The following is a 24,263-nucleotide window of genomic DNA, read 5'->3' as shown; positions in this document are numbered from 1 at the left end:
CTGATCGCTCTGTGTCCGGCGCACGGTGCGTCATTCCGCCGCATCGTGATCGGCGGCGGGCCCGTACCCCCTCTGTAGGCAAATTAGTGAATGCCCCTATGGGGAGGGTACGTCGGGCACCGCCACCCCTCTCCCGCCCGCCGACTTCATCGAACCGGCTGTATGGGCAGGTCAGGGGCGGCAGACTGAGATCTCTGACCACCGTGAGCGGGAGGAAGCAGACGGTGCCGTACGACCTCAGCCCCCTGTCACGAGACGCCGTGAAAACCCTGCGCGAGATCGCCCGGGACCTCGAAAGCGGCAAGGCTGAGTACGACAGTCCCCGCAGCGTGGCCCGCGTTCTGCGCGATCTCCATGAGCTCGCCGAGCACCTACCCCAGGTCCTGCTGCAGACCTCCGCCGCCGTGGACCGGATGGCGCGAGACAGGGACGACGCCACCACCGTGGCCCGCGTCATCGGCGAGGCCGCTACCACCGCCACGAACCTCACCGACCAGCTCCGCCGCGCGCACGAGGCTGCCCAGGACGTCCGCGGGCGCTGAGGGCCTGAATCGGGGAACCGACGAACTGCGGACTGCGGGGTGACGGAATGGCATGGCCGGTGAGGCCCCCTCGTCTCACCAGCGCTCGCCGCGCGGCGGGCGGGCCTTTACTGGTCTTGCTGGTCACCGCGGATCTGCCACCTTGAATGTGCCTCGTTCCAGACCAGACGGATCCGACCACGGTCAGGCCGCTGAGCGGTCAGCTCGTCGAGATTGAGAGAAGCCAGGGCACGCAATGCCTCGTCCGAGACGTCTGACCACAAGCACAAGGTGATGTGTGCGTCGGGGTCGTCCGCGATGAGCAGCATCGCCCCGTTGTCGGCCTCCCTCTGGGCGGGAGGTCGGCGGAGCATGCGTTGGACCAGCGCACGGGCCTGCCCGTACGCGTCCTCGGCTGCTTTGGACATCAGGGCCTGCACGAAGGGGACGACAGCGGTCGCGACGACGGCGGTCACCACGACCGTTTCCCCGGCCGATCGCCTGAAGAACGCGCGATTTACGGCTGCCTCCATGTTGCGGACGCGCTTGGCTCGGCCGCGCCACTGGTTTGCCTCATCGAGGCGGCCCTGTGCGGCCAACAGAGCCACGAGAGCAAGGCATGCCTGGTGCCGCGGGCCGAGGCCAGCTTCGGTCTCGACCAGGTCGAGTGGCTCGACCCACTGCTGGCCGTCGTCCTCGGCTGCTACGCGAAGGCAGCGTTCCGCCTCTTGGGGCGAGTTCCGATCACGCAGCGCGCGACCGAGCACCAAGTTCGCTTTGACGTCTCGACTCTGGGCAGCGCGTCGCAGCCATCGGCCGCGCTCCTCGAGGCCATCGCCGGTCCTACTCATCGTGTACATGGCTCGTACGTGCCCCGCTTCTGCGGCCCGCCGGTACCAGTGGCGGGCCTGGTCTGCCCGTCGTCCGGTGGGGCTCATCTCGTGCGGTTGTGGCGTGAGCAGTTCACGGGTGATGGCGGGGTGGGGCTGTTGGTAGTCGGCCCCAGGGACAGCGACCATGCTTTGCGGATGGTGTCGATCATGAGCCGGGCGCTGTAGGGCGAAATGCCGAGTTCCTGGCGTGCGTCGGCAAGCCGCTCCGGGTCGCCATCCGGGCCCTGTTCAGCGGCCAGTTGAGTGCGGCGTTCGAGCCCTTCGGTGCTGAAGATGTCGAGCAGGGTGAGCGAGAAGTAGGCGTACGCGGATGCTTCGTCGATGAGCTCACGTGCGTCGCTGGTGAGTTCCTGCCTGGCTGCAGTGTTCGGTTCGCCGTCGGCGGCTGGTGTGTCTGGTCTGGGGCCGTGAGAGTGGAAGGCGAACTGCTTCAGGGTGTGCAGTACCTCGGCTTGAGTGCAGGGGCAGGGGTCGCGCAGATAGCCGCACAGGGTGCGGAAGGAGGCGAGAATGTCGCTGGTGTCGTGGGTCCAGTGCTGCTTGCTCAGCAGGGTCCGGAAGCCTGCGAACGTCTCTGCCAGTTCTTCCAAGATGAGGTGGCGGGAGATGTGAGTCAGCTCGTAGGACTGTGTCTTGTCCTGTGTTTCCCGGAGCTGCAGGCCGTAGCGGAGCAGGTCGCGCAGGATGCCGCCCGACAGTGCGTGGGCGAGCATGACATGGGGGTCTTTCAGCCTCTGTGAGCGCTTGACGAGGATGGCGCTTGATTCCTTCAGGGTGCTGGGCTGGACGTGGATGATGTCGTCCAGAGAGCTGTCGGTGACGTCCCGGTGCGGCAGACCCCGTCGAACGAACGCGGCCCCGACGTCTTCGGCTACTGAAATCAGGTAGTGGACCAGCGGCACGCCGAGGATGGCCTTGATCTCTCGGAGGAATGCCAGTGCCTGACTGTCCGTGCCGAGGCGGTCCACCTCGTCGATGGCGATCACGACGGTCTTGCCCCGTCCGACCTTCTCGGCGGCGATGCGCTTGAGCAGGTCGCGGAACTCTTCCACCAGTTCCGGGTAGTTCGGGGGGACTGTGGAGACGGACGTGGTGTGGTTGGTGCCCAGGCTGAGGATCTGGGCAGCGCCGCCGGTGGTCAGTCCGTGCGTGGACTGCTGGATGGTCTGAAGACGGTAGAGGTGGTTGCGGCACTGGGTTACCAGTTCCGGTTCCTCCGGCCGGGGGCTCCAGCCTCCAGCTTTGGACAGCAGGACTCCGGTGATGATGCCGGCGAGCCTCAGCGGGTTCTCGGGGTCCGACAGGAGAGTGTGCGTCTGCGGGTTGTTGATGAGGTACAGCAACAGGTACGTCCCGGCGGCAGCGGCCAACGGGCGGAACACCTTCTCCAGGGAGACATGCCACCTGCCAAGGGGAAACTCGACGCCTGTATCGCGGGTCAGGCGCAGGAGCCACCACACGATCGCCAGCCCCCCGGCGTAGCCGGCGGTTTGGATCAGCGCCTCCTGCTGGGTGCGGTAAAGGTGCAGGATCTGCTGACGGATCTGTCCGTCCAACAACACCGTCGCGGCGGATCCCCAGGGCAGAAGACCACCGAGAACTTCGCTGCCGCGCACCCACAACCGCCCCAGCAAGCGTGGCAGCCAAGCTGCCCCCCGCGCCTGCCACCAGGCGATCCCGGCGATGACAACGGTGATACTGGCGACGACTGCGTGGCCCTGCCAGATGTCCATCGCATCATCGCGGATCGACCCGGCATGTGCGCGTACGAAGTCGGCGACCGATGCCGCGTACTGCGTGTACAGGGAGCGCACCGAGGCGGAAAGGCCCAGCACCAACAGAGCAGCGGCGGGCACCGCGAACGAACTCCACCGTCCCAGCCGCTTGGCCTGAGACCTCACTCGCCGCAGCAGCCTGCGTGCCGGAGACAGCCGCGTGAACTCGGGCGGAGCATAACCCTCGTCACGCATGTACTTCTCGCACAGCCGCACCGAGAGCGACAGCAGAAAGTCGTGTGGAGTGTAGGTGGCCGGTGCCTGGACGATCACACCGAAGCCGGCTTTCTTCACGCACTGCTCCAGCAGCGTCGTTTTACCTGCACCTCGCGGACCGCAGACTGCGATAGTGCCGTCCTCGATGTGCGACAGCTTGCGCTCCAGCTGCCGCCGGGCCCCGTTCTCGACGACATACCCCGGCGCCCGCGGCGCACGCAGACCCCAGTCGTAGTCGTCCGGAATGAACAAGGAGTCGGGATCTTCACCCAGCATGTGCAGGACCAACTGGGGAACCACCCGGCCGGTGCCCTCCGCCTGTAGGTCTTCGCCCCAGCGGACGGCGCACACCCCTACCTCGAAGCGCTGCACCAGCCATGCGATGCCTAACGCCCCCGCAGCCAGGCACTGCCTCAGGTTGAACCATGCCGCGATACCGCGCCAGACCAAGGTGAACATCACGGCTGCCGCGACCACTAACGCCACGAGCAAGGCAAGCGGACCGCCGAACACGAGCAGGGCCAAGGTACCGAACAGGATCAGGGAACAGACCAGCCGCCAGTCCCACGGCGTTTCGTCCGCCGCTCGCTCCAGCTTGTCCTGAATCTCATCCAGCTTCTCCTCCGCCTCGTCCAAGGCGGTGGATGGGCACCGGATGGTGGCGTAGCGGTGATACGTCTCCGTCTCCATCCGCTGGAAAACGGTGCCCCAGGTCACGCCGTGCCGTTTTCCCAGCAGCCGTTCCGTCTCCGGTTCGGTGAGCGCGGCCTCCACGCATCGGTCGTATATCTCGCTCTTGTCGGCCCCGCTCCGGAAGTCCTGTGCCTTCGCCACCCAGAGGTCCAGCCTGGTCCGTAACGGCAGCATCCGCCCACCCTTCCCCCGAGTGTCAGAACCTGCGGATGCTAGCGCCCCGAAACAGAGCGACGGGGGGCGTTCCCGCGAAGGTGGCTTGGTTCGTGTGCACCTCGTGCCTGCGGCTCGTCCTCGCGATGAGCGGTGCGGATGCTGGCCTCCAGCGCGGCCATCAGATCCTGTGGCGGTTCGAGGGGGCCCACCGGGGCGTCCTGCCCCTGCCCGTGCGTTCGAGCGGGACGGGCGGGGGTCGGGGTTGCTCTGCCGCCCGCCCCATTGTGTCCGCCGTGTTCCACTGGCCTTCTTCGCATACCCAGGGAGATGGCGGAGTGTGTCCCGCCGGGCGCGGGGAGGCCAGCGCCCGGCGGGGGCCTGTGTGCTAGTCGCTGAGCAGTTGGTGGAGGAAGGCGGCGTTAGCTGCCAGGTCGTGCCCGAGGACCACGGTGTGCTGAGGCAGCTTGGCGAGGTGGTAAGCGACGCTGAGCCGGGCGTCGCTGCTGCCGCTGCCGCCAGCCGGGGCGAGGCCGAGGATGTCGGGGTAGCGGTCCTCGGTCGCGCCGTGCATGAAGTCGGCATCGCTGAGCGCGCGGCGGCAGCCTTCGACGGCCGGAGCGGCGTCGCGCTGGATCTGCGGGAACAGCACGGAGTGGCCGAGGCCGCCGGTGGCCAGTTTCAGGCCGAACCAGTCGGCGAACTGGTCGGGGTAGACCTGCACCTTGCGCTCGCGCTTGCCGCCGGGCTCCCACAGTGGTTCGCGCCGCCCGGCCAGAACGGCCTTGGTGACCTCGGGGTGCTGGGTGGGGTGGAGGGATTCCCCCGCCCGCAGGCGCTTGCGGGCGACGTCGTACCAGCCCAGCGCGTCCAGCAGGCCCAGGCCGATGGCGGCGGCCGACGGCCAGGGCAGGATGCGCAGCTGCCCGCCCTCGTCCGGCCGGACGAAGATCCGGTCGTTGGCCAGCAGCTGCCAGCCCAGATTCGCCAGGGCGAGCGCGGTGGTGGTCTTGCCCGCGCCCTTCTCGCCGAAGGTGAGCACGGTGCGGCAGTTGTCGGTCACGGCCGAAGCGTGCAGTAGTGCCCAGCCGTCCCGCAGCAGCATGCCGCGCACGGCATCCCGAGCGATCCGTGCGGCGGCCAGTGCCACCGGCTCGCTCGTCGTGCCGATCACGGACAGGCGGCCGGTGGCCGGCTCGTGCCGGTAGGCCAGCTTCTGGGTGGGGCTGACCGCGATGATCGTGCCCTCGGTATCGCGGGCCACGAGCGTGGCCGCCTTGGCGTAGGTGGTCTCCTCGTGCGGGCAGGTCTCCACCAGGGCCTGCAGCGTGGCGTACTGGTCGGCGTCGACGTCGGCGAAGACCACCGGGGCGGCACACACACTCTCGGGCAGCACCTCGAACGCGTTCCACCACGAGCCGAAGTAGCGGCGCGCGTAGTCCGTGACCGTGGGGGTGTTACTGATCATCGTGATGTTGACGTCGGCGGCGTGCAGCCGCGTCGCGGTGAGGGTGTTCATGAAGCCCTTTCGCTGTCGGGAGATGGGAGTTCGGGCAGGGACCGCAGGGCCTGGTAGGCGGTGCGGAGTTTGGTGTCGGCCGCGGTGAACTGCCGCTGCTCGGCCGCGTCGAGGGAAGGCAGGCACGCTACGGGCCAGCCTTGGGTGAAACGCAACGGAATTCCCAGCCACCCGCCCCTGTACGGGGCGGACAGCTCCTCGATCCCGTCGTCCACCGCGAGGGTCCTACACAGGGCGGAGAGCACAGCGCCGGCGGGCCCGGAGCGGGTGCGGCCTATGCCCGCACTGATCCGCCCGGCCCGGATGGCGAGCTCGTCACGCAGCTGCTGCAGCGGCAGCGGTACACGCTGGTCATTGACGGTGGTGGACGAAGCGCACACCACAGCGGCGTCCCCGTGCTCGCCGATCACGTGTCCCGCTACAGCGGCGGCTGGGACGTGCAGGTGGCGGGCGAGGGCGGCCCGGTAGCGGGCGCTGTCCAGGTTCGAGCCGATGCCGAACACCCGCTCGCACCTGGAGAGTTCGGCGAACAGCCGGGCCATCACGTCGACCGGGTTGGTCACCACCAGCACCGTTCCGCGATAGCCGCGGAGCGCGGCGGCCAGCTGGCCGATGACCGGTGCGTTCGCGACCGCGCCGGCCATGCGGACATCGGTGCGGCGGGTGTTGGTGAAGGACGCCCGCACGGCGATGACCACCGCCTGGCAGTCGGACAGGTCAGCCAGTCGGCCGGGGTGGGCGTGCAGCGGGGACGCGGTGGCCTGCCGCATGTCGTCGATGTCCGCGGCCAGGGCGGTAGCCTGCTCCGCAGTGCGGCTGGCGATGACCAGACGGTGGCAGAAGCCAGCCGTGCACAGCGTGGTGGCCACGGCCTGGCCGACCGCTCCTGCTCCGACCAGACCGACTGCGTCCACTGCGGCGGCCCGGGTCATTCGGCCGCCGCCTTGGCCTGGGCCAGCGCGGTGTCCCACACGCTGTGCGCGTCCAGCCCGCTGCCCAGAGCGATGCTGATGCAGTCGGCCATGGTGCACACCGCCACGGCCCGCTCCACCAGCGGGCGCCCCCGCGGCGGCAGCGGCAGCGCGGCAGGGGCGGACAGAAAGGTGGTGAGAATGTTGACGGTATCCATCAGCCACACGATCAGCAGCTCGCGCAGCCACGAGCGGGCCGCCTTGGGTGCCATCGGCCGCATCCGTTGCTCGGCGAACGTCCTCAGCCCCTCCATCACGTGTTCGACGACCTGGCCTGCGGGGCAAGCGGAGGCGAGCAGGAGCACGGTGCGACTGGTCAGCTTGGCGGCGTCCACCGACGCCCTGGCCTGCAGCAGGCCGGGATCGATGAGGACAGGCCGCCCGCTAGGCCCGTCGGGAAACACCAGGTGCTCTGGCTTGAGATCGCCGTACGTCAGCACGGCTTGGCCCGGCGCGAGTGCGGTCGGCCGCATCCGGTGCAGCCGGGCGACCACCGCCCGCAGCAGCGCGGCCACCTCGGCCCGCTCGGCCTCGGCGCACTGCTCGGCGCCCAGGCGGGTGAGGTAGGTCTGGCCGCTGATGCCGTTGAACTTCCGCTGGAACGTCGCCGCCACACTCCGCTCGGAGATCGCCCCGGCCGGTGCCAGCCGCTGGGCGGTCCGCGAGCGGTGCAGCCGGTGCAGGTCGGCGAATACGGACTCGAACAACCCGGCCGTGCTCGCCGGGTCACGTAACAGCAGAGCGGCCAGCGTCGGCCCGGGCACCGGCGCGGTGAACAGCACTCCGCGCGCAAGGCCGGCGACCTCGCACACCCGGGGCCTGCCCAGGTCGGCCAGCAGCCGCAGCTGCGCGGCCTCCCGCACCAGCAGCGCATCCGGCCGCTGGACATATACGGCCTGGTCGCGCTGCACCTCGGCCCAGTCACCGGCAACGCCGCGCAGGATCGACACCAGCGACATCCCCAGGAATGAGTGCTTGGCGTACAGCTCCCGGCCGCCGACCCAGATGCGGTGCACGTAGCCGGTGACGCTCGGGATGTGGGAGGACAGCTCCACGCGGGCGCCGGGCCACAGTTCGGCGGCGGCCGAGCGGATCTCGTCCTGGGCGAAGGCGAAGACCTCGGCCACGTCCGGCACCGGCCCTGGGGAGGTATGTGCTGCGGCTGTGCTCACGAATGACTCCTTCGCACTCGGCGGGCCGCGTCAGCGGCGTGCGGGTAGACGGGTGTTCTGCGAAGCCAGGGCCGCCCGCAGCGTGGCGGGCTGCGCCCACTCCAGCGCGCACGGCGGCAGCGCACGGCCGGTGCGGTGGGCCAGTGGCAGGAAGCCGACGGGCCGCGCACTCCAGACCAGCCGCAGCTGCTCGTGCCGCAGCGCGATGGCGAACGGCTCGCCGCGCTCCAGCGCGGCGGCGGTGGGATTCGAACCGAACAGCAGCCACTCGTGGACCGGCTCGGTCTCGGCCTCGTCGACCACGGAGACCAACATGCGCACGGCGATGCGGATCCAGCGCACCGCATCGGGAGCGGCATAGGCGTCTAAGGAACCGACCAGCACCGTGCTGTCCGACTCCGCGGACGTCAGCAGGCACTCGCACCAGAACCCCGGCCGCGCGTCGGCGGCGGTCAGCGGGCCGCTGCCGCTGGCAGACGCCGTCATGCCGCACGCCCCGAGGGCGCGGGGAGCGACGCCCACACCGTTTTGCCGCCGCCCTTGCGATATCGCCAGCCCCACTCGGCGGCTAGGGCCTGCACCAGGAACAGACCGCGGCCCTCCTCCATCTCCGTGTCGACCCGGCGCGCTACCGGCCGCTGCATGGAGCTGTCATCGACCTCCAGCAGCGCCTGGCCCTCCACCAGCTGCAACCGCACGGTGGCGTCACTGCCGGCGTGCTTGAGCGCGTTGGAGGCCAGCTCGGACGCCACCACCGCCATGTCGTCGGCGATGGCGCCTGCGCCCCAGGACGTCAGCGTCGCCCGCACCGAGTGCCGTACCTCGGCGACCAGCGCCCTGTCCGCAGCGATGCTTATCTCCAGGGCCCGGACCGTGGCGGAGGAGGAACCGGCCTGTGTCAGGCCCGAATCGGTGTGGGTAGTCAGACGCATGACGCTGCATCACCCCGAGGCACGTCGGCGGGAACAGGCGACACCGCGAACCAAGTTCGCTAGTGAAGCGGGGCCCCAACTGTTGCGCCGTCGCAGCACACAGGGCCATCCCGTCCAGCCGCCAACATGAGGCCGCGATCTCCCGGTTCAACCGGGAAAGAACATACGCGTGTTGACGCGCCCCGCGCCGCGCTACCGTGCTGAACAAGGTGCGATCCACACACGGCCGAGAGGGGGCTGGGTGGAAGCAAGACCCCGTAGCCGCAGGCAGGAACAGGTGCAGTTCGCCACCCAACTGCGGGCGGCCGGCAAGACCTGGCCCGAGGCGGCTGCCGCAGTCCGGCACCGCTACCGGGTCAACGCCCGCGTGGCGCCCCGGCTGGCCCGAGGCCTGAGCCAGCGCCAGGTCGCCGAGCTGTGGAACCAGCGGTGGCCGGACGACCTCAAGACCTTCAAGAACATCTCCACCTGGGAACTCTGGCCCGCCAGCACCGGGCACGCCCCCTCGCTCGACACCCTGGACCGGCTCGCCCAGCTCTACGAATGCTCCGTCCCCGACCTGCTCGCCGACCTCCCCAACCACGGCCACCCGCCGCCACACCCGTCACCGGCCCCGGCCAGCCCTGCCCCCACAGTCGGCACCGACGTCCTGGACGGCCTGGCCGCCGAACCGCTCTTACTCACCCCCCAGCTGGCCGGCACCCTGGTCCACCGGCTGCACGACGTACGCTTCGAGGAACTGGCACAGGCACTGATCATGTGGGTACAGCAGGCCAACCCCGGGCTCAACCGCCGCGAACTGCTCCTGAAGATAAGCACCGCGCTCACCGTGGCCGCCGCCGCGCCCCTGCTGGATATCGCCGACGCCGACGAACGCGACCGCGTCGCCGCCGTCCTCGACGACCCCAGCCGCCTGGACCTCGCCACCATCACCCACGCCGAACGCGTCCTGCAGCACTACCGCCGCCAAGGCGACGTCCTCGGCCCGCAGATCGCCCTGCAGACCGCCCTCGCCCAACGCCAAGTCATCGCCGACCTCGTCGCCAGCGCCCCTGAAGAACTCCGCACCCGGGTGCTGACCGTGTACGCCGAGCTCAGCCAGATGGTCGGCTGGCAGCTGTACAACCTCGGCGACTACCGGGCCGCCCAGTACTACTACGACGACGCCCGCACCGCCGCGCACGACGCCGAGAACACCGAGCTCGTCACCTACGTCCTGTGCACCATGAGCCAGCTGGCCACCTGGCAGAACAAGCCCCGTGTCGGCATCGACCACGCCATCGCCGCCCAGGCCTGGGCCGCCCAGACCGACAGCCCTGCCGCCCGCGGCTACGCAGCCGACGTCGCTGCCCGCGCCTTCGCCGCCGCCCAGCAGCACGACAAGGCGCACCGCGTCCTCGAACAGGAACACGCCGCCGTACGCGACCTGACCAGCGGCGCCCCGCTCGCCTCCTGGTGGTACTTCTACGACGAGTCCTTCTACTGGGGCACCAAAGCCGAATGCACCCTCGTCCTCGGCACCCCCGACAAGGCCCTGGCCGCCGCCCGCGCTTCGCTGCCGAAGATCGACCCCACCAATGTGCACAACTACGCCCACACCCTCGCCTTGCAGAGCCAGGCCCACCTCCAACAGGGCGACATCGCCGAAGCCAGCGCCATCGTCGGCGACATCGCCCACATCTCCGGCGTCAACCGCTCCCCGCGCATCACCCAGCGCATCGCCGACCTCCGCACAGCCCTCACCCCCTGGCAGCGCAGCCGGGCCGTCCGCAAGCTAGACGACCTCCTGGCGCACTACCGGCTGACTGGCAGCTCCACCACGAACAAGTCGTAGGCCGAGTAGTAGTCCCCCTCATCTCCGGGAATCCGCCCCACTCGCCTCCACCCCCAGGACTCATACACCGGCTGCGCCGCAGCATCCGGACCCGTCGCCAGCGTCGCCCGCTTCTCACCCCGCGCGCCCAGCGCCGCGTCATGCAGCGCCCTGCCCACCCCCTTGCCCTGCCAGGCCCGCCGCACCTCGATCTCGGAAAGTACCCACGTCCGTGACCCCGTCTCCTCCAAGAACTCCGCCATGGGCTCCGGCTGCACCCCGCCCCACCAGTGCGTGTCCCCGGCCGGGAGGGTGAAGCCGAAAACGAAACCGACCATCTGACCTTCGGCCCGCGCCGTGACCAGCGAGAAACCGGGCCGCGTGAACTGCTTCTGCGCCCGGCGGCGGAACGCGGCCGTCTTGTCCTCACCAGGCCCCACCCCGTACGCGTCGGCGTACGTGTCGCACAACTCCTCCAGCAGCGCGCTGGCCTCCTCACCGCCATGGTGCGTGAGGGAAACATCGTTGATCGGCATGGCGGTCAGGCTAGTCGCGCTTGCGATTCAGTACGGTCATATGTACACGGCTGTAAGCGCCGCCTACGCCTCCCCAGTCGTGACGGGATTCACGACCTACTCGACATCGAGACCCCAAGAGCGACCGCTGAGACTCTCACCACCCTCCACGACGACCTCGCAGCTGGCTTCGGTGTCTCTGGGCCCGCTGCCAAACGCGGCGTGCAACCCTGATGATCGCCGCGGCCGCCGTGCGTTGGCCGGGCGCTTGTGAGATGGTCGCTGTATGAATGATCAGAGCGTCGTGGCCGTGGAGCTGACCGACTCCGGTGACGCTCGCGGCAGTAGCTTCCGCGTTCCGGCGGAGTTGTTTGCCGGGGAGTTCCCGGTGGCGGACATGCACATCGCCACCATCGAGTCCGGTGCCGTGCGCGGGAACCATTTTCACGCTGCACGGCGTGAATTGCTGGTCATCATGGCTGAGGACCGCTGGTCGCTTCATTGGGACGAGGGTTTTGGCACGCCCATCCAGCAGCGTACTTTCGACGGTATTCGAGTCGTCCTAGTGACCGTCCCCACTGGCATGTCGCACGCCATCCGCAATGACGGGAAGGTCCCCCTGAAGATGCTCGGGTTGACTGATGGCCCCTTTGGCGCAGAAAACCCCGATGCCTATCCGCGAGTTGTGGTTGAAGTCAGGGGCGAGTAGGAGTGTTAAGGCTTGTCTCATCGGACTGTACATCGGGTCTCACAAGCCGCAAATGACTGTGTGTCGATGCGGTATCGAGGGCGGCATTGTGGAGATCTCAGCTGGGCGGCGGAGGATCATATGATGCCGTACTCCCTTGCCTGTCGCTTCAGTTCGGCCACAATTCTACGGCGGCGCCCGTAGCCGAGGGAGTTAACCCGCCTGGCGGCCTGGGTGACCGTGTCAGCGACTTGTGCCCTCAGGTCTGTCTGCTGCTCATGCGTCATATTTGGCCAGAAGGTGAGGTGGCACGCAGCCATTTGCAGGTACACGTCGGCAGCTAGCAATTTCATATTGCCGTGGGTGGTTTCGGCGAGTGCCTCGTCAAGGTCGTCGAGAACACGCGCATAGTCCTCGGGCTCCCGCCGAATCCGCAGCAGGTGCGCGCGTTCGAGGAGCCCACGCACGATGTAGTCGGTGTAGCCAGCGCCGCGGAACCTCACAATCGCATCGTCCACGTCTGTGCAGGCTGTCGTTAGGTGCGTCGGGTCCAGTGCTCCTTGCTCCACTTGCTGGCGGCGGGCGGCGCCGAGGATGAGCTTCTGGATGGCCCGCGACAGTTGGGACGACTTGGCGCCAGCTAGACCCCGCCCGGGATGTTGCTCTGCCTCGGCCAGCAGTGTTTCGGCACCGTCGGTCTCAATAATGAAGTAGCCGTAGCGGTAGAGGTTTTGGGAATAGAGGAACGGCAGATCTGCGCCCTGCTCCGTCGCGATTTCCGCCGCCTCCTCGAACAGGTCTTCTGCTTGCTCGGGGGCGCCGACCATGAAGTCCACCTCGGCGAGGCAGGCCCGGGCGTACATCTTGTGGTATGGGTCGTCGCAGCGGTCAGCGAATTCGATGGCGGCTTCGGCGCTCTCCCGAGCAGTGGACAACTGCCCAGCGATCACCGATAGCTCGCAGTGGAGGTACCTCACGTAGGCAGCGTCCGCCGCCAACTCGTCGTCCAACAGCTCGTCATCGCTGAACACCCCGCAGCTGTCCCGGGCATCGTCGAGCCGGCCGAGCTGCCGAAGCCGCAAGGCGGCACTACTTATCACTTGGAGCTGGGTCTTCTTGGACAGCGGGGTGTCGTCCCGCAGCCGGTTCCAGGATGGCATTTGGAAGTAGTTGGACAATGCGACGACTTCGGAGCCGGTCATGCCCAGGATCCGAGTGGAGTAGCTTTCGCGCGGACCCCGCCACACGCGGGGAAGGAGCACTGTATCGAAGACTTCCTGGTGCTGCCCGATGGCACAGCCATGGTTCACAGCCGCGTACAACAGAGTCATCTCTGCCGCATTTGACGGGAGCTCCGGAGCGTGGCGCTTGTAGTAGTCGTAAAGTGCGCGGTTTCCCGCATGCCACAGGTCTTTCGCCGTTGTCCGCAGCCGGTCGCGGAAATGCTCGCGGACCAGTGGATGGGCGTCGAGGGTTCCCGGAAGGCCCGCTGTCTCACTGCTGAGCAGCCCCATCCGCCTCAGTTTCGTGACGCTCTGCTCCCACTCGACGCTGCCGATTTCGTTGAGGCCTGGCGCAGACTGGCCCAACTCGGTATCGGCAAGGACGGCTGCCATTGCAGCGTACGGGGCTGGCCGGTCGAAGAGGCCGATGATATCCAGGATGGCAAGCTCGCCGGACCTTTCGTCGTCTTCCAGCCACTTGGCGTAGGTCTCCGTGATCCGCCTGGCGTGCCCGCCATCGTCGACCGCGACGCTGAGTTCCTGAAGTTCGAAGCGGCCGCTGAGCTGTCCGCCATGGACGTCCCGCAGGTAGCGCCCGAGCAGGTTAACCGCGAGTGCGTGACAGTGGACCTCCCGGACCGCCTCCCTAGCCTCCGCGGCGTTAGGTTGGGGACCGATCAGAGACTGGAGGAGATCGGCGCCGGCATGTTCGTCGAGGTTGTCCAACTCTAGTTCGGCGACGGTCGAAGGTGCTCTTCTTCCGGGGGGCGTGAGGTCCGTCAGTGGCACCCGTGTGGTGATGAGGCACAGCCCAGCCCATCCAGGCTTCACCAGCTCATGGAGGAGGCTCCGGATCGACGAGTCCTTGAGATTGCCAGCGACGTCCGGCGCAGTCTCGGGGTGCTGGAGTGGTTCCAACCCATCCAGTACAAGCAGCAAATGATGTTCACGGATCAACTTGGCCAAGCGCTCGCCCGCAACCGAGGGGACCATGCCAGGCGGAGGGTCGTCGCCGAGCCACTTCAACGCTGACTGAACGAACGCGTCGGCGGAAACCCAGTTTTCCTTCGTTCCCTGGCTGTAGAAGGACCAAGCGAACACTTTCTGCGCGCCCAGGTAGTCCTGTTTGCGTAGCTTTCGCAGCCAGCGGTTGACCAGCGCTGACTTCCCAACACCACCAAAGGCGACAACCGACAGGACCTGAGTCTCGTCGGACAACCAGGCGTCCCGCAACGTCACCAGCTCCTTCTCGCGACCGAATAGGTGCGGCGCGGTCGTCGGTAGCCCCTGGTTGAAGATGTCCTCCGCTGTAAGCGAGAGGCTGGTCATACTCTCTGTGGAGACGTCGGTACGCTGGTGTGGGTACGGGCGGCCCTGCACATCAAACGGGTCAATCTCTATCGACGACTGCATGATCCCGTCCGCGAGTTTTTCTTGCTGCACCGTGCCGCCGATGATGAGGACCGGATCGGGGTTCTCCTGCGTGCTCTCGTACCGGTGGACACTGTCCCGTGCCTCGGACAGCTTGATCCAGCCGGCGTCGAGCCGGTGAGTCGGGAGGTCCACGGGGATAAGGGCCGGTTCCACCGGGAGGTCAGCGAGGCCCAACTCGGCGATGACTTCTGCAGCCAGGTCAAGATTGCGACCGGGGTCGTAGACGGTGCGGCCTGCAGACCGAGCTCGTGAAATCACAGCGAGCAGCGCCTTGCTACGGACCGGCCCGGGCTCGCCGACAATCCAGAAGACTTTGAGGCTGCCCTCACCACGGCCCCGGCGGCAGCCATCGACCCAGTCATCGAACTTCTGGCCGAGGCTCTCGAACTGTCGTTGCAGATTCGGCAGTCTGTCGCCTTGCCCTAGGAGGACCCAGTTGATGTTCTCGTTCTGCTGCAGCGGTGGAGGTGTCCTGTTGGGGTCATTCGTCGCCATACCGGCGTCGAACAACTCACTCGTCCAGATATGCAGTCCCTGTCTCTGGAGCCTGGTCCGCCAGCCTGGGGCACTCGGTGTCCCGCTCTCTCGGTGACCAGCGGTGATCGTGCCGGCGAGTCTATTGAGCAGTGTGAAGAGCACTTCGGCTGAAGCCTTCGCGGCGAATTCTTTGTACCGATCGTCGCGCTCTGGGTTGGCGTGGTCTATGACGCCCTTGGCGACAAGCCAGAAGGGAATCCCCTGCTGTTCGGCGACCGTAGCTATGTGCGCAGCTTCCATCTCCAGGCCGGTGATCTTTCGAACACCCATCTCGCGGATTTTCTTCCAGATGCTTGGGTCCTCGTTGACCGCGCTGCCGCTTGCCATCGGACCCACCACAATGCCGAACGGAAGCTGAAACGGCCCCTGGTAATGCTCGTAGATGGCTTGCGTGATGTAGGCGTGCCCGGCGTCGGTCAACGATGATCTTTCTCCCTGCCGGACGATCAGACCATCGGTCACTAGTGCATTGAGCTGTTCTGCCCACCTAGTTGGGGGAAGGTAGCGTTTTAGGGCATCGTGCCTTCTTGGCTCCTGGCCAAACAAGAGCTGTCCCAGGAACCAGAGCCTGGCCTCTTCGTCGGTCGCCTCGCCAAAGCTCTGCAATGTCGAGGGTTCCAAATCTTGCGCTGTGCGGAGCACCTCGTCGTCCAGACTGTGTTGGCGATAGTCTCCTTCGAACCCCTCCGCCCTCTGTTTGCCTTCGTCGTACGCGAACGTCATGTCCGCAACAACAACGTCGCCCAGTGCAGACTTGGTTGGCTCGCCGGCACACACCCCGCTCATGGACAGGCAGGCTGGCTTCAACTGTGCGGCCAAGGTCGTCGCGAGCGGCGCAGTTCTGCGGCCACCCATCCAGACTGGGCGTGCGAGCGCCACTGAAAGGTGGACATCGTCCAGACCGGTATATTCGCCGATCACATATGGAGCGCGACGTCCGACGTCTCTTCTTGGTTCCCACCTGACGACGCCAACCTCGCCCCCAGCGGGTGCCAGCCCAACCGAGTACGCCGCGTCGTACTCTTCCTTCAATGCGGTGATGATCAGTACGTCGACCATGTCGCCCCCTGAGAAGAGGCATTGGTAGACGGAGAACCCCCGTGATGCCCGTCGCGGTGATCCACCACATTCCATTCTGCGCGCCCGATATGTGTTACGCATTTCGGGTGATCGAGGCGTTGAAGAGCCGGACCGCGGCGCGATTCGACCCGATCATCCACCACGAGACATCCACGCCCGTCTACTGGACCGCATCCGCCCAACCGGAGCGCGGAGGGGGCAACAAGGCTGTGACCCCACACCGTGCCATCGAGGTCACCCTGCCCGGCGGGCCACCAAAGTTCGTCCGTCGCTGACCTGGCTGTATTCGCCGTTGCAGAGGGCGCCGGCCTGGGCGGACATGAGTGCGTCAGTGAACGTCTTGAACCCCGCACGCAGTACCGCGGGCACGGCTCTGATCTCGGGGCTCGTCTGGTGGGCGCAGAGGCGATAGGGACTCTGGCGCCGGTCACATTGAGTGACAAAGAACAAGAATGAGGGCCCGTACATCTCGTAGTTGCGGGCCCTCGTGGGCTGAGCTGAGTCGGTGGTGGGTAGCGGTACGTGGACAACGGACAGGAATGAAGGACCCCCATAAGCTGGCGGCCAACCCCTGCCCCTGCGGGCGCTATGGGCTGGTGGGCGACGTCTGCGAGTGCACACCCACCACGGTCCGCCGCTATCAGGCGAGGCTGTCGGGGCCGCTGCTGGACCGGGTGGACCTGCGTGTCCATGTCGAGGCGGTGAGCCGGGCCGAGCTCACCGGGGCGCGTGCCGGAGCGGAGAACAGCGCGTCCGTCGCGGCCCGGGTCCGGGAGGCCCGGGAGCGGGCCGCCGCCCGCCTCCAGGACACCCCCTGGCGGCTGAACAGCGAAGTGCCGGGCCATGAGCTGCGCACCCGCTGGCAGCCGTTCCCCGGCGCGCTGCGCGAGGCCGAGCGCGATATGGAGCGCGGGCTGCTCACCGCCCGAGGGCTCGACCGGGTGCTGAGGGTCGCCTGGACCGTCGCCGACCTGGCCGGGCACGACCGGCCCTCGGCGCCGGACATCGCCCAGGCGCTGCAGCTGCGCACCGGGGTCAGCCGCGGGGTGCCGGTCGCGGCGGGGGAGTGCTGATGTCCGCGCCTTCGGCAGGCGGCCGCGGCGCCGCCGTCCCTGCCTTGTTCTCAGAGCCCTGGCAGGGGCAGGGCGTCCCGGGTGAGGGGCGCGGAGCCCTGAATGAGGGGCGTGGCGCCCCGTACAAGGAGCACGGAGCCCTGGATGAGGGGCACGGCGTCCCGGGCGCGGGACAGGGCGTCCTGGACGAGGGGCAGGGGGTCGCCGAGCGGTGGGGTGTCCCGGACGAGGAGCGGCTGGCGCGGGCGGCGCTCACCCGGCTCGTGGAGCCCGGAGACCAGGCCGTGGGGCGCTGGCTGCGCCGCATGGGGCCGGTGGCGCTGTGGCGGGCGCTCACCGGGAAGGGCAAGCCCCCGCCCGGGGCGACCGGGGACCGGCTGGCGGGATGCGCCCTGCGGGCAGCCGGGCTGGACCCGGCCGCCGACCTCGCGTTGATCGCCCGGTGTGGAGGGCGGTTCATCTGCCCCGGGGATCTGGACTGGCCCGGTCAGCTCGACGATCTCGGGGACACTCGCCCGGTCGGGTTATGGGTGCGCGGCCCGGCCGGCTTGCGGATGTGGGCGCTGCGCTCGGTCGCCGTGGTGGGCGCGCGGGGCTGCAGCGACTACGGCGCGCATGTCGCGGCGACCCTCGGCGCCGGGCTCGCCGAGCGGGGCTGGGTGGTCGTCTCCGGTGCGGCCCACGGTGTGGACGGCGCGGCTCATCGAGGGGCGCTCGCCGCGGGCGGGGCCACCATCGCGGTGCTCGCCTCCGGTGCGGACGTCCCCTATCCGCGAGGACATGCCGAGTTGATCGAGCGCATCGCGGAACAGGGCCTGGTGCTGGCCGAGTTGCCGCCCGGAGCGCATCCGACGCGCCCCAGATTCGTGCTCCGCAACCGGGTCATCGCCGCGCTCACCCGGGGCACGGTCGTGGTCGAGGCTCAGTTCCGCAGCGGATCGCTGGTCACCGCGCGCCGGGCACAACAGCTCGGGCGGTCCACCATGGGGGTGCCGGGTCCGGTGACCAGCGGGCTGTCCGCCGGGGTGCATGAACTGCTGCGCGGTGAGGCGGTCCTGGTCACCGACGCCGCCGAAGTGGCCGAGCTCATCGGCGGCATCGGAGACCTCGCGCCGGAGCGGCGGGGCCCGCTGGTCGAGCGGGACCTGCTCGATCCCGTGACGGCACGGGTGCTGGAAGCGTTGTCGGCACGAGGCGGCAACGACCTGCGGGAGGTGGCCCGGGGATCCGGGACCGGCTGCGACGAGGCCCTGGGCCGGCTTCATGAACTGCTCGCCCTGGGCTTTGTCGAACGTCATGGCGATCGATGGGAGTTGGTCCGTCCCGTGAGCCCGAGCGACGGCGCACGGCGAGGCGATCCCCCGAATCGGGGCAATCGGGTGAAAGGGTTGAGGCGATGACCGTATCCGCACACCGCCGAGCCGAAGCCCTTCGCATACCGCGACGCCGTAGTCACGCTACGCTCACAAGGTTTCCGGCGGAAGCGTACGTCCTCACCCATGTCATGGCAGAACGGCTCAAGGCGACGAATGCCCCAGCACATCTCCGGGTCTGACAGCGCGGCGCCGCCCGCGGCTCGCGGCGCGGTCCGCCCTGCCGCGCCCTCATCGCTCGACGAGCTGTGGCGGTCGTACAAGACCACGGGCGACGGCCGGCTGCGGGAGCAGCTGATCCTGCACTACTCACCGCTGGTGAAATATGTGGCCGGCCGGGTCAGTGTCGGGCTGCCCTCCAATGTCGAGCAGGCGGACTTCGTCTCGTCCGGGGTCTTCGGACTCATCGACGCCATCGAGAAGTTCGACCCCGAGCGCGCCATCAAGTTCGAGACCTACGCGATCACCCGGATCCGCGGCGCGATGATCGACGAGTTGCGGGCACTGGACTGGATCCCGCGGTCGGTCCGTCAGAAGGCCCGGGCCGTGGAGCGGGCGTACGCCACGCTGGAGGCCCAGCTGCGCCGCACCCCCTCGGAGGCCGAGGTGGCGGCCGAGATGGACATCAGCGTCGAGGAACTGCACGGTGTTTTCAGCCAGTTGTCGCTCGCCAATGTGGTCGCCCTGGAGGAGCTGCTGCATGTCGGCGGCGAGGGCGGCGACCGGCTCAGCCTCATGGACACCCTCGAGGACACCGCCGCGGACAACCCGGTCGAGGTGGCCGAGGACCGGGAGCTGCGCCGGCTGCTCGCCCGAGCGATCAACACCCTTCCGGAGCGGGAGAAGACCGTGGTCACGCTCTATTACTACGAGGGGCTCACGCTCGCCGAGATCGGCCAGGTGCTCGGCGTCACCGAGAGCAGGGTCAGCCAGATCCACACCAAATCGGTGCTCCAGCTACGGGCGAAACTCGCCGACGTAGGACGCTGAATCGTCCCTCCGGCATCGCCCTTCCGGAGGCCTCTTCCGTAGAGTGGTCGGGTGCCCAGGATTCGAGCGGCCTCAGTGGCCGAGCACCGAACGATGCAGCGCGCGGCCCTGCTGGAGGCCGCCCGCACCCTGCTGTCCGAGGGCGGCACGGAGGCGCTGACCTTCCCCGCCCTCGCCGAGCGCACGGGACTCGCGCGGTCCTCCGTCTATGAGTACTTCCGCTCCCGCGCCGCCGTGGTCGAGGAGCTGTGCGCCGTCGACTTCCCGGTCTGGGCCGCCGAGGTCGAGGCCGCCATGGAGCGGGCCGACGGGCCGGAGGCGAAGATCGAGGCGTATGTCCGCCGGCAGCTGGCGCTCGTCGGCGACCGCCGGCACCGCGCGGTGGTGGCGATCTCCGCCGGTGAGCTGGACTCGGGCGCGCGGGAGAAGATCCGCGCCGCCCATGGCGGACTGATCGCCATGGTGGTCGAGGCCCTCGCGACCCTCGGGCATGAGCAGCCGCGGCTCTCGGCCGTGCTGCTCCAGGGCGTGGTGGACGCCGCGGTCCGGCGCATCGAGCTCGGCGCGGCCGAGGACCCCGAGCGGATCACCGAGGCGGCCGTCGCGATGGCCCTGCGCGGCGTCCGGGGCTGACCTCCGCCGGTCCCTTCCACCCGCCTGGCGCGCGGGGCGCGGCCCAGGCGGATCCGGGCCCACAGGCACGCCGCCACCAGCGCCGCGGCCGTCGGCAGCCGGGTGTCCCCGGCGGGGGAGGCGAGCGCGGAGACCGTGGGCGCGTCGCGCACCCCGAATACCGGAAGCAGCCGGGAGGGCCCGCCCCGCAGCATGGACGGCGGCAGCAGCGACAGGGGATCGAGATAGCGGTCCGCGCGCCGCAGCCCCCAGTGCAGACAGCCGGACCGGCAGTGGAAGGGGCCCGGTGCCACTACGCCGACCACCTGCCCCGCGGCCACCCGCTCACCCTTGGCCACGGTGGCGCGCACCGGTTCATAGGTGGTGCGCAGCGGAGGGGAGCCGGTCCCGGACATCTCGATCACCAGCACACCACGGCCCGCGACCGGCCCCACGAAGCTCACCCGCCCCGCGCCCGCCGCCCTGACCCGCTCGCCCGGGCGAGCCGCGAGGTCGACTCCGCGATGCCCCGCCGCCCAGGGCTCCGGAGGCGGCTGCCAGCCCCTCAGCACGGCCGGCCGCACCGCGCCCGGCCCACCGTCGACCGGCCACGACCGCTCCTTGCCCGGCCTCGGCCCCGGCGCGGGCCCCTCAGCCGGACGAGAGGCCACGGCCGTCGCCGATACCCCGCCGGGATCTGGCATCCGGCTGGGATCCGGCATCCGGCCCGGACCCGGCACCCCGTCCCGACCCGGCACTCGACCCAGTCCCGGCACCCGCCCCGAACCCGGCGCCGCGCCCGGGCCCGCCGCCGCGGCCCGCGCCGCCCAAAGAGGCACCGCCGGAAGAGGCGCCGTCGTCACCGGCAGCACCGACAAGATCGGCAGCGCCGGAATCACCAGGGCAAGAGCCCACCCCACCACAAGCCTTCGCATGTCCTCCACGATGGCCCGGCGCCCCGAAACCGGTGGATCATGGACGGAATCGGGGGACTACTCACGGGTTGTGGATAACGCCGTCACCCGGCACCGTACCCGTCCCGTACACTTCTTATGGCGATCCGGGTCACCGGATCGACTTCGCACGCCCCGCCACCGACGCTCCGATCGCGCATCGGTCAGCTCGGTGGCCGCGCCCCTCGGTCCTTGGACGACCCCCGAAAGGGCCTCGTCCGTGGCAGGCGCGTCGGGACGTCAGGAGCGGCGGCCGCCCGGCCGCCGTGGAACCGAGTACCTCAAGGAGTACGGCCATGGCCGTCGTCACGATGCGGGAGCTGCTGGAGAGCGGCGTCCACTTCGGGCACCAGACCCGCCGCTGGAACCCGAAGATGAAGCGCTTCATCTTCACCGAGCGCAACGGCATCTACATCATTGACCTGCTCCAGTCGCTGTCGTACATCGACCGCGCCTACGAGTTCGTCAAGGAGACCGTCGCCCACGGCGGCTCCATCATGTTCGTCGGCACGAAGAAGCAGGCGCAGGAGGCCATCGCCGAGCAGGCGACCCGCGTCGGCATGCCGTACGTCAACCAGCGCTGGCTGGGCGGCATGCTCACCAACTTCTCGACCGTCTACAAGCGCCTGCAGCGCCTGAAGGAGCTCGAGCAGATCGACTTCGAGGATGTGGCCGCCTCCGGCCTCACCAAGAAGGAGCTCCTGGTCCTGTCCCGCGAGAAGGCCAAGCTGGAGAAGACCCTCGGCGGTATCCGCGAGATGCAGAAGGTGCCGAGCGCCGTCTGGATCGTCGACACCAAGAAGGAGCACATCGCCGTCGGTGAGGCGCGCAAGCTCCGGATCCCGGTCGTCGCGATCCTCGACACCAACTGCGACCCGGACGAGGTCGACTACAAGATCCCGGGCAATGACGACGCGATCCGCTCCGTCACCCTGCTCACCCGGGTGATCGCCGACGCCGTCGCCGAGGGCCTCATCGCCCGTTCCGGCGCCGCCACCGGTGACGAGAAGGCCGACAAGGCCGCGGGCGAGCCGCTCGCCGAGTGGGAGCGCGACCTGCTCGAGGGTGAGAAGAAGGCCGACGAGGCCGAGGCCAAGCCCGCTGAGGACGCCAAGCCTGCCGAGGACGCTGCGGACAAGCCCGCCGAGGCCGCCGCGGACAAGCCCGCTGAGGACGCCAAGCCCGCCGAGGACGTCACTCCTGCCGAGGCCCCCGCCGCGGGCACCGAGCAGGGCTGACCACTCAGACGTCACTCAGACGGTGTATGACGGCGGGGGACGGTGCCGATGGCGCCGCCCCCGCCGTTCACCCGTAGAGCTTTCGACTTTCGAGAAGAGATTCACAGATCATGGCGAACTTCACCGCCGCTGACGTCAAGAAGCTCCGTGAGCTGACCGGCGCCGGCATGATGGACTGCAAGAAGGCGCTGGACGAGGCCGAGGGCAACGTCGACAAGGCCGTCGAGATCCTGCGCGTCAAGGGCCAGAAGGGCGTGGCCAAGCGTGAGAGCCGCAACGCCGAGAACGGCGCTGTCGTCTCCCTCATCGCGGACGACAAGACCTCCGGCGTGCTGGTCGAGCTGAAGTGCGAGACCGACTTCGTCGCCAAGGGCGACAAGTTCGTGGCCGTCGCGGACGCCATCGCCGCCCACGTCGCCAAGACCTCCCCGGCCGACCTGGAGGCCCTGCTCTCCTCCGAGATCGAGGCGGGCAAGACCGTTCAGGCGTTCGTCGACGAGGCCAACGCGACCCTCGGCGAGAAGATCGTCCTGGACCGCTTCGCGCAGTTCTCCGGCGGTTACGTCGCGGCGTACATGCACCGCACCAGCCCGGACCTGCCGCCGCAGGTCGGCGTCCTGGTCGAGCTGGACAAGGAAGACGCCACGGTCGCCAAGGACGTTGCGCAGCACATCGCCGCCTTCGCCCCGAAGTTCCTCACCCGCGACGAGATCTCGGCCGAGACGGTCGAGAACGAGCGCCGGGTCGCCGAGGCCACGGCCCGCGAGGAGGGCAAGCCCGAGGGCGCCCTGCCGAAGATCGTCGAGGGTCGCGTCACCGGCTTCTTCAAGGAGAACGTCCTGGTGGACCAGCCGTTCGCCAAGGACAACAAGAAGTCCGTCCAGAAGGTCCTGGACGAGGCCGGTGTCTCGCTCAAGCGCTTCGCCCGTTTCCGCGTCGGCGTCTGAGCCGAGCAGCGAATGACCGTCGACCCCGATAGGGTCGTAGTCAGCCAACCGTCAACCGGTCGGCCGCAGATGTGACGAGGAGGCCATTGCCGCAGAGGTCGTAACAGGACCCGTCCGGCAGTGGCCTTCTTCGTATGTGCACGAGGAGATCTCCAATGAATCACGGCGCGGACGCCAAACAGGCCGCCGATGACAAGAACGCGCACGGCGCGGCCAAGCATGGTCGCTTCATGCTGAAGCTGTCCGGCGAGGCGTTCGCCGGAGGCGGGGGACTCGGTGTCGACCCCGATGTCGTGCACGCCATCGCCCGCGAGGTCGCCGCCGTGGTCAGGGACGGCGCCGAGATCGCCATCGTGATCGGTGGCGGCAACTTCTTCCGCGGTGCGGAGCTGCAGCAGCGCGGTATGGACCGGGCCCGTTCGGACTACATGGGCATGCTCGGAACCGTCATGAACTGTCTCGCCCTCCAGGACTTCCTGGAAAAGGAGGGCATCGACTCCCGCGTCCAGACCGCCATCACCATGGGCCAGGTCGCGGAGCCGTACATTCCGCTGCGTGCGGTGCGCCACCTGGAGAAGGGGCGCGTGGTCATCTTCGGCGCGGGTATGGGCATGCCGTACTTCTCCACGGACACCACCGCGGCCCAGCGGGCGCTGGAGATCGACGCGCAGGCCCTGCTCATGGGAAAGAACGGCGTGGACGGGGTCTATGACTCCGACCCCGCCCGCAACCCCGATGCGGTGAAGTTCGACGCCCTGGAGTACGGCGAGGTGATCACCAGGGACCTGAAGGTCGCCGACGCCACCGCGATCACCCTCTGCCGGGACAACAAGCTGCCCATCCTCGTCTTCGAGCTCCTGGCCGAAGGAAATATCGCGCGCGCGGTGAAGGGTGAGAAGATCGGCACGCTGGTGAGCGACCAGGGCTCCCGGGCCTGACGGC

19 protein-coding genes and 2 pseudogenes are annotated in these 24,263 nt (G+C 68.5%); 11 read left to right on the top strand and 10 right to left on the bottom strand.

Annotated elements, in window-relative coordinates; translation table 11 throughout:
- Positions 1-203: 203 nt before the first annotated feature.
- Positions 204-542 carry a hypothetical protein gene (locus ACFYOY_RS00315; RefSeq protein WP_388583857.1) on the top strand — a complete coding sequence of 113 codons (339 nt, stop codon included), beginning with the start codon at positions 204-206 and terminating at the stop codon, positions 540-542.
- A 107-nt stretch (positions 543-649) separates the two neighbouring features.
- Here ACFYOY_RS00315 and ACFYOY_RS00310 read toward each other — a convergent pair whose 3' ends face one another.
- The 7 genes from ACFYOY_RS00310 to ACFYOY_RS00280 form a co-directional block, all read right to left on the bottom strand.
- Positions 650-1,381, bottom strand: a complete 732-nt coding sequence (locus ACFYOY_RS00310) for a hypothetical protein (RefSeq protein WP_388583854.1) — start codon at positions 1,379-1,381, stop codon at positions 650-652.
- Positions 1,382-1,455: 74 nt separating this feature from the next.
- Positions 1,456-4,179: a hypothetical protein gene (locus tag ACFYOY_RS00305; protein ID WP_388583851.1), complete on the bottom strand. Its 2,724-nt coding sequence runs from the start codon at positions 4,177-4,179 to the stop codon at positions 1,456-1,458.
- 460 nt (positions 4,180-4,639) lie between these two features.
- The gene (locus ACFYOY_RS00300; RefSeq protein ID WP_388583848.1) at positions 4,640-5,770 is read right to left on the bottom strand and encodes a hypothetical protein; all 1,131 of its coding nucleotides are present in this window, start codon (positions 5,768-5,770) and stop codon (positions 4,640-4,642) included.
- Entirely contained in the window at positions 5,767-6,702 is a 936-nt protein-coding gene (locus tag ACFYOY_RS00295; protein WP_388583846.1) for an NAD(P)-binding domain-containing protein, read from the bottom strand. Before ACFYOY_RS00295 ends, ACFYOY_RS00300 begins: the two co-directional genes overlap by 4 nt.
- Positions 6,699-7,913: a phosphotransferase gene (locus ACFYOY_RS00290; RefSeq protein ID WP_388583843.1), complete on the bottom strand. Its 1,215-nt coding sequence runs from the start codon at positions 7,911-7,913 to the stop codon at positions 6,699-6,701. The genes ACFYOY_RS00295 and ACFYOY_RS00290 overlap by 4 nt, the downstream gene beginning before the upstream one ends.
- 30 nt (positions 7,914-7,943) lie before the next feature.
- The gene (locus ACFYOY_RS00285; RefSeq protein ID WP_388583841.1) at positions 7,944-8,399 is read right to left on the bottom strand and encodes a hypothetical protein; all 456 of its coding nucleotides are present in this window, start codon (positions 8,397-8,399) and stop codon (positions 7,944-7,946) included.
- Positions 8,396-8,845, bottom strand: coding sequence for an ATP-binding protein (locus ACFYOY_RS00280; protein ID WP_388583838.1), 450 nt, complete (start codon positions 8,843-8,845; stop codon positions 8,396-8,398). Before ACFYOY_RS00280 ends, ACFYOY_RS00285 begins: the two co-directional genes overlap by 4 nt.
- A 241-nt stretch (positions 8,846-9,086) precedes the next feature.
- Here ACFYOY_RS00280 and ACFYOY_RS00275 point away from each other — a divergent pair, with 241 nt between their 5' ends.
- Complete coding sequence (locus ACFYOY_RS00275) at positions 9,087-10,679, top strand: helix-turn-helix domain-containing protein (protein ID WP_388583835.1); 1,593 nt, start codon at positions 9,087-9,089, stop codon at positions 10,677-10,679.
- Here ACFYOY_RS00275 and ACFYOY_RS00270 read toward each other — a convergent pair.
- The gene (locus tag ACFYOY_RS00270; RefSeq protein WP_388583832.1) at positions 10,640-11,194 is read right to left on the bottom strand and encodes a GNAT family N-acetyltransferase; all 555 of its coding nucleotides are present in this window, start codon (positions 11,192-11,194) and stop codon (positions 10,640-10,642) included. The two genes, ACFYOY_RS00275 and ACFYOY_RS00270, sit on opposite strands and share 40 nt — an antisense overlap.
- Positions 11,195-11,459: 265 nt before the next feature.
- Here ACFYOY_RS00270 and ACFYOY_RS00265 point away from each other — a divergent pair, with 265 nt between their 5' ends.
- On the top strand, positions 11,460-11,882 hold the full coding sequence (locus ACFYOY_RS00265; protein ID WP_388583829.1) for a hypothetical protein: 423 nt from the start codon (positions 11,460-11,462) through the stop codon (positions 11,880-11,882).
- Positions 11,883-11,998: 116 nt separating this feature from the next.
- On the opposite strand, the gene ACFYOY_RS00260 is transcribed toward ACFYOY_RS00265, so the two are convergent.
- A complete protein-coding gene (locus tag ACFYOY_RS00260; protein ID WP_388583827.1) occupies positions 11,999-16,114 on the bottom strand; it encodes a hypothetical protein in 4,116 nt (1,371 codons plus the stop codon).
- Between the two features lie 44 nt (positions 16,115-16,158).
- Between ACFYOY_RS00260 and ACFYOY_RS00255 the strand changes: the two genes are divergently transcribed.
- From ACFYOY_RS00255 to ACFYOY_RS00235, 5 genes and pseudogenes are all read left to right on the top strand, one after another.
- Positions 16,159-16,410, top strand: coding sequence for a hypothetical protein (locus ACFYOY_RS00255; protein ID WP_388583824.1), 252 nt, complete (start codon positions 16,159-16,161; stop codon positions 16,408-16,410).
- 282 nt (positions 16,411-16,692) lie between these two features.
- Positions 16,693-17,208, top strand: a pseudogene (locus ACFYOY_RS00250) (ATP-binding protein); the annotation flags it as partial.
- On the top strand, positions 17,208-18,608 hold the full coding sequence (gene dprA, locus ACFYOY_RS00245; protein ID WP_388583821.1) for a DNA-processing protein DprA: 1,401 nt from the start codon (positions 17,208-17,210) through the stop codon (positions 18,606-18,608). The pseudogene ACFYOY_RS00250 and the gene dprA, both read left to right, overlap by 1 nt.
- A gap of 129 nt (positions 18,609-18,737) precedes the next feature.
- Positions 18,738-19,571, top strand: a complete 834-nt coding sequence (whiG, locus tag ACFYOY_RS00240) for an RNA polymerase sigma factor WhiG (protein ID WP_351880811.1) — start codon at positions 18,738-18,740, stop codon at positions 19,569-19,571.
- A gap of 93 nt (positions 19,572-19,664) precedes the next feature.
- Positions 19,665-20,204 carry a TetR/AcrR family transcriptional regulator gene (locus ACFYOY_RS00235; RefSeq protein WP_078644001.1) on the top strand — a complete coding sequence of 180 codons (540 nt, stop codon included), beginning with the start codon at positions 19,665-19,667 and terminating at the stop codon, positions 20,202-20,204.
- 275 nt (positions 20,205-20,479) lie between these two features.
- On the opposite strand, the pseudogene ACFYOY_RS00230 reads toward ACFYOY_RS00235, so the two are convergent.
- Positions 20,480-20,887, bottom strand: a pseudogene (locus ACFYOY_RS00230) (peptidoglycan DD-metalloendopeptidase family protein); the annotation flags it as partial.
- Positions 20,888-21,432: 545 nt separating this feature from the next.
- Between ACFYOY_RS00230 and rpsB the strand changes: the two are divergent.
- From rpsB to pyrH, 3 genes are all read left to right on the top strand, one after another.
- A complete protein-coding gene (rpsB, locus tag ACFYOY_RS00225) occupies positions 21,433-22,374 on the top strand; it encodes a 30S ribosomal protein S2 (RefSeq protein ID WP_351880814.1) in 942 nt (313 codons plus the stop codon).
- Between the two features lie 110 nt (positions 22,375-22,484).
- Positions 22,485-23,321, top strand: a complete 837-nt coding sequence (gene tsf, locus ACFYOY_RS00220) for a translation elongation factor Ts (RefSeq protein WP_351880817.1) — start codon at positions 22,485-22,487, stop codon at positions 23,319-23,321.
- A gap of 155 nt (positions 23,322-23,476) precedes the next feature.
- A complete protein-coding gene (gene pyrH, locus ACFYOY_RS00215; RefSeq protein WP_014055206.1) occupies positions 23,477-24,259 on the top strand; it encodes a UMP kinase in 783 nt (260 codons plus the stop codon).
- The last annotated feature ends 4 nt before the right edge of the window (positions 24,260-24,263 follow it).

It is taken from the genome of Streptomyces sp. NPDC007875, assembly GCF_042868035.1.
Taxonomy (GTDB): Bacteria; Actinomycetota; Actinomycetes; order Streptomycetales; family Streptomycetaceae; genus Streptomyces; species Streptomyces antimycoticus.
This window is presented reverse-complemented; position numbering and strand designations above follow the sequence as displayed.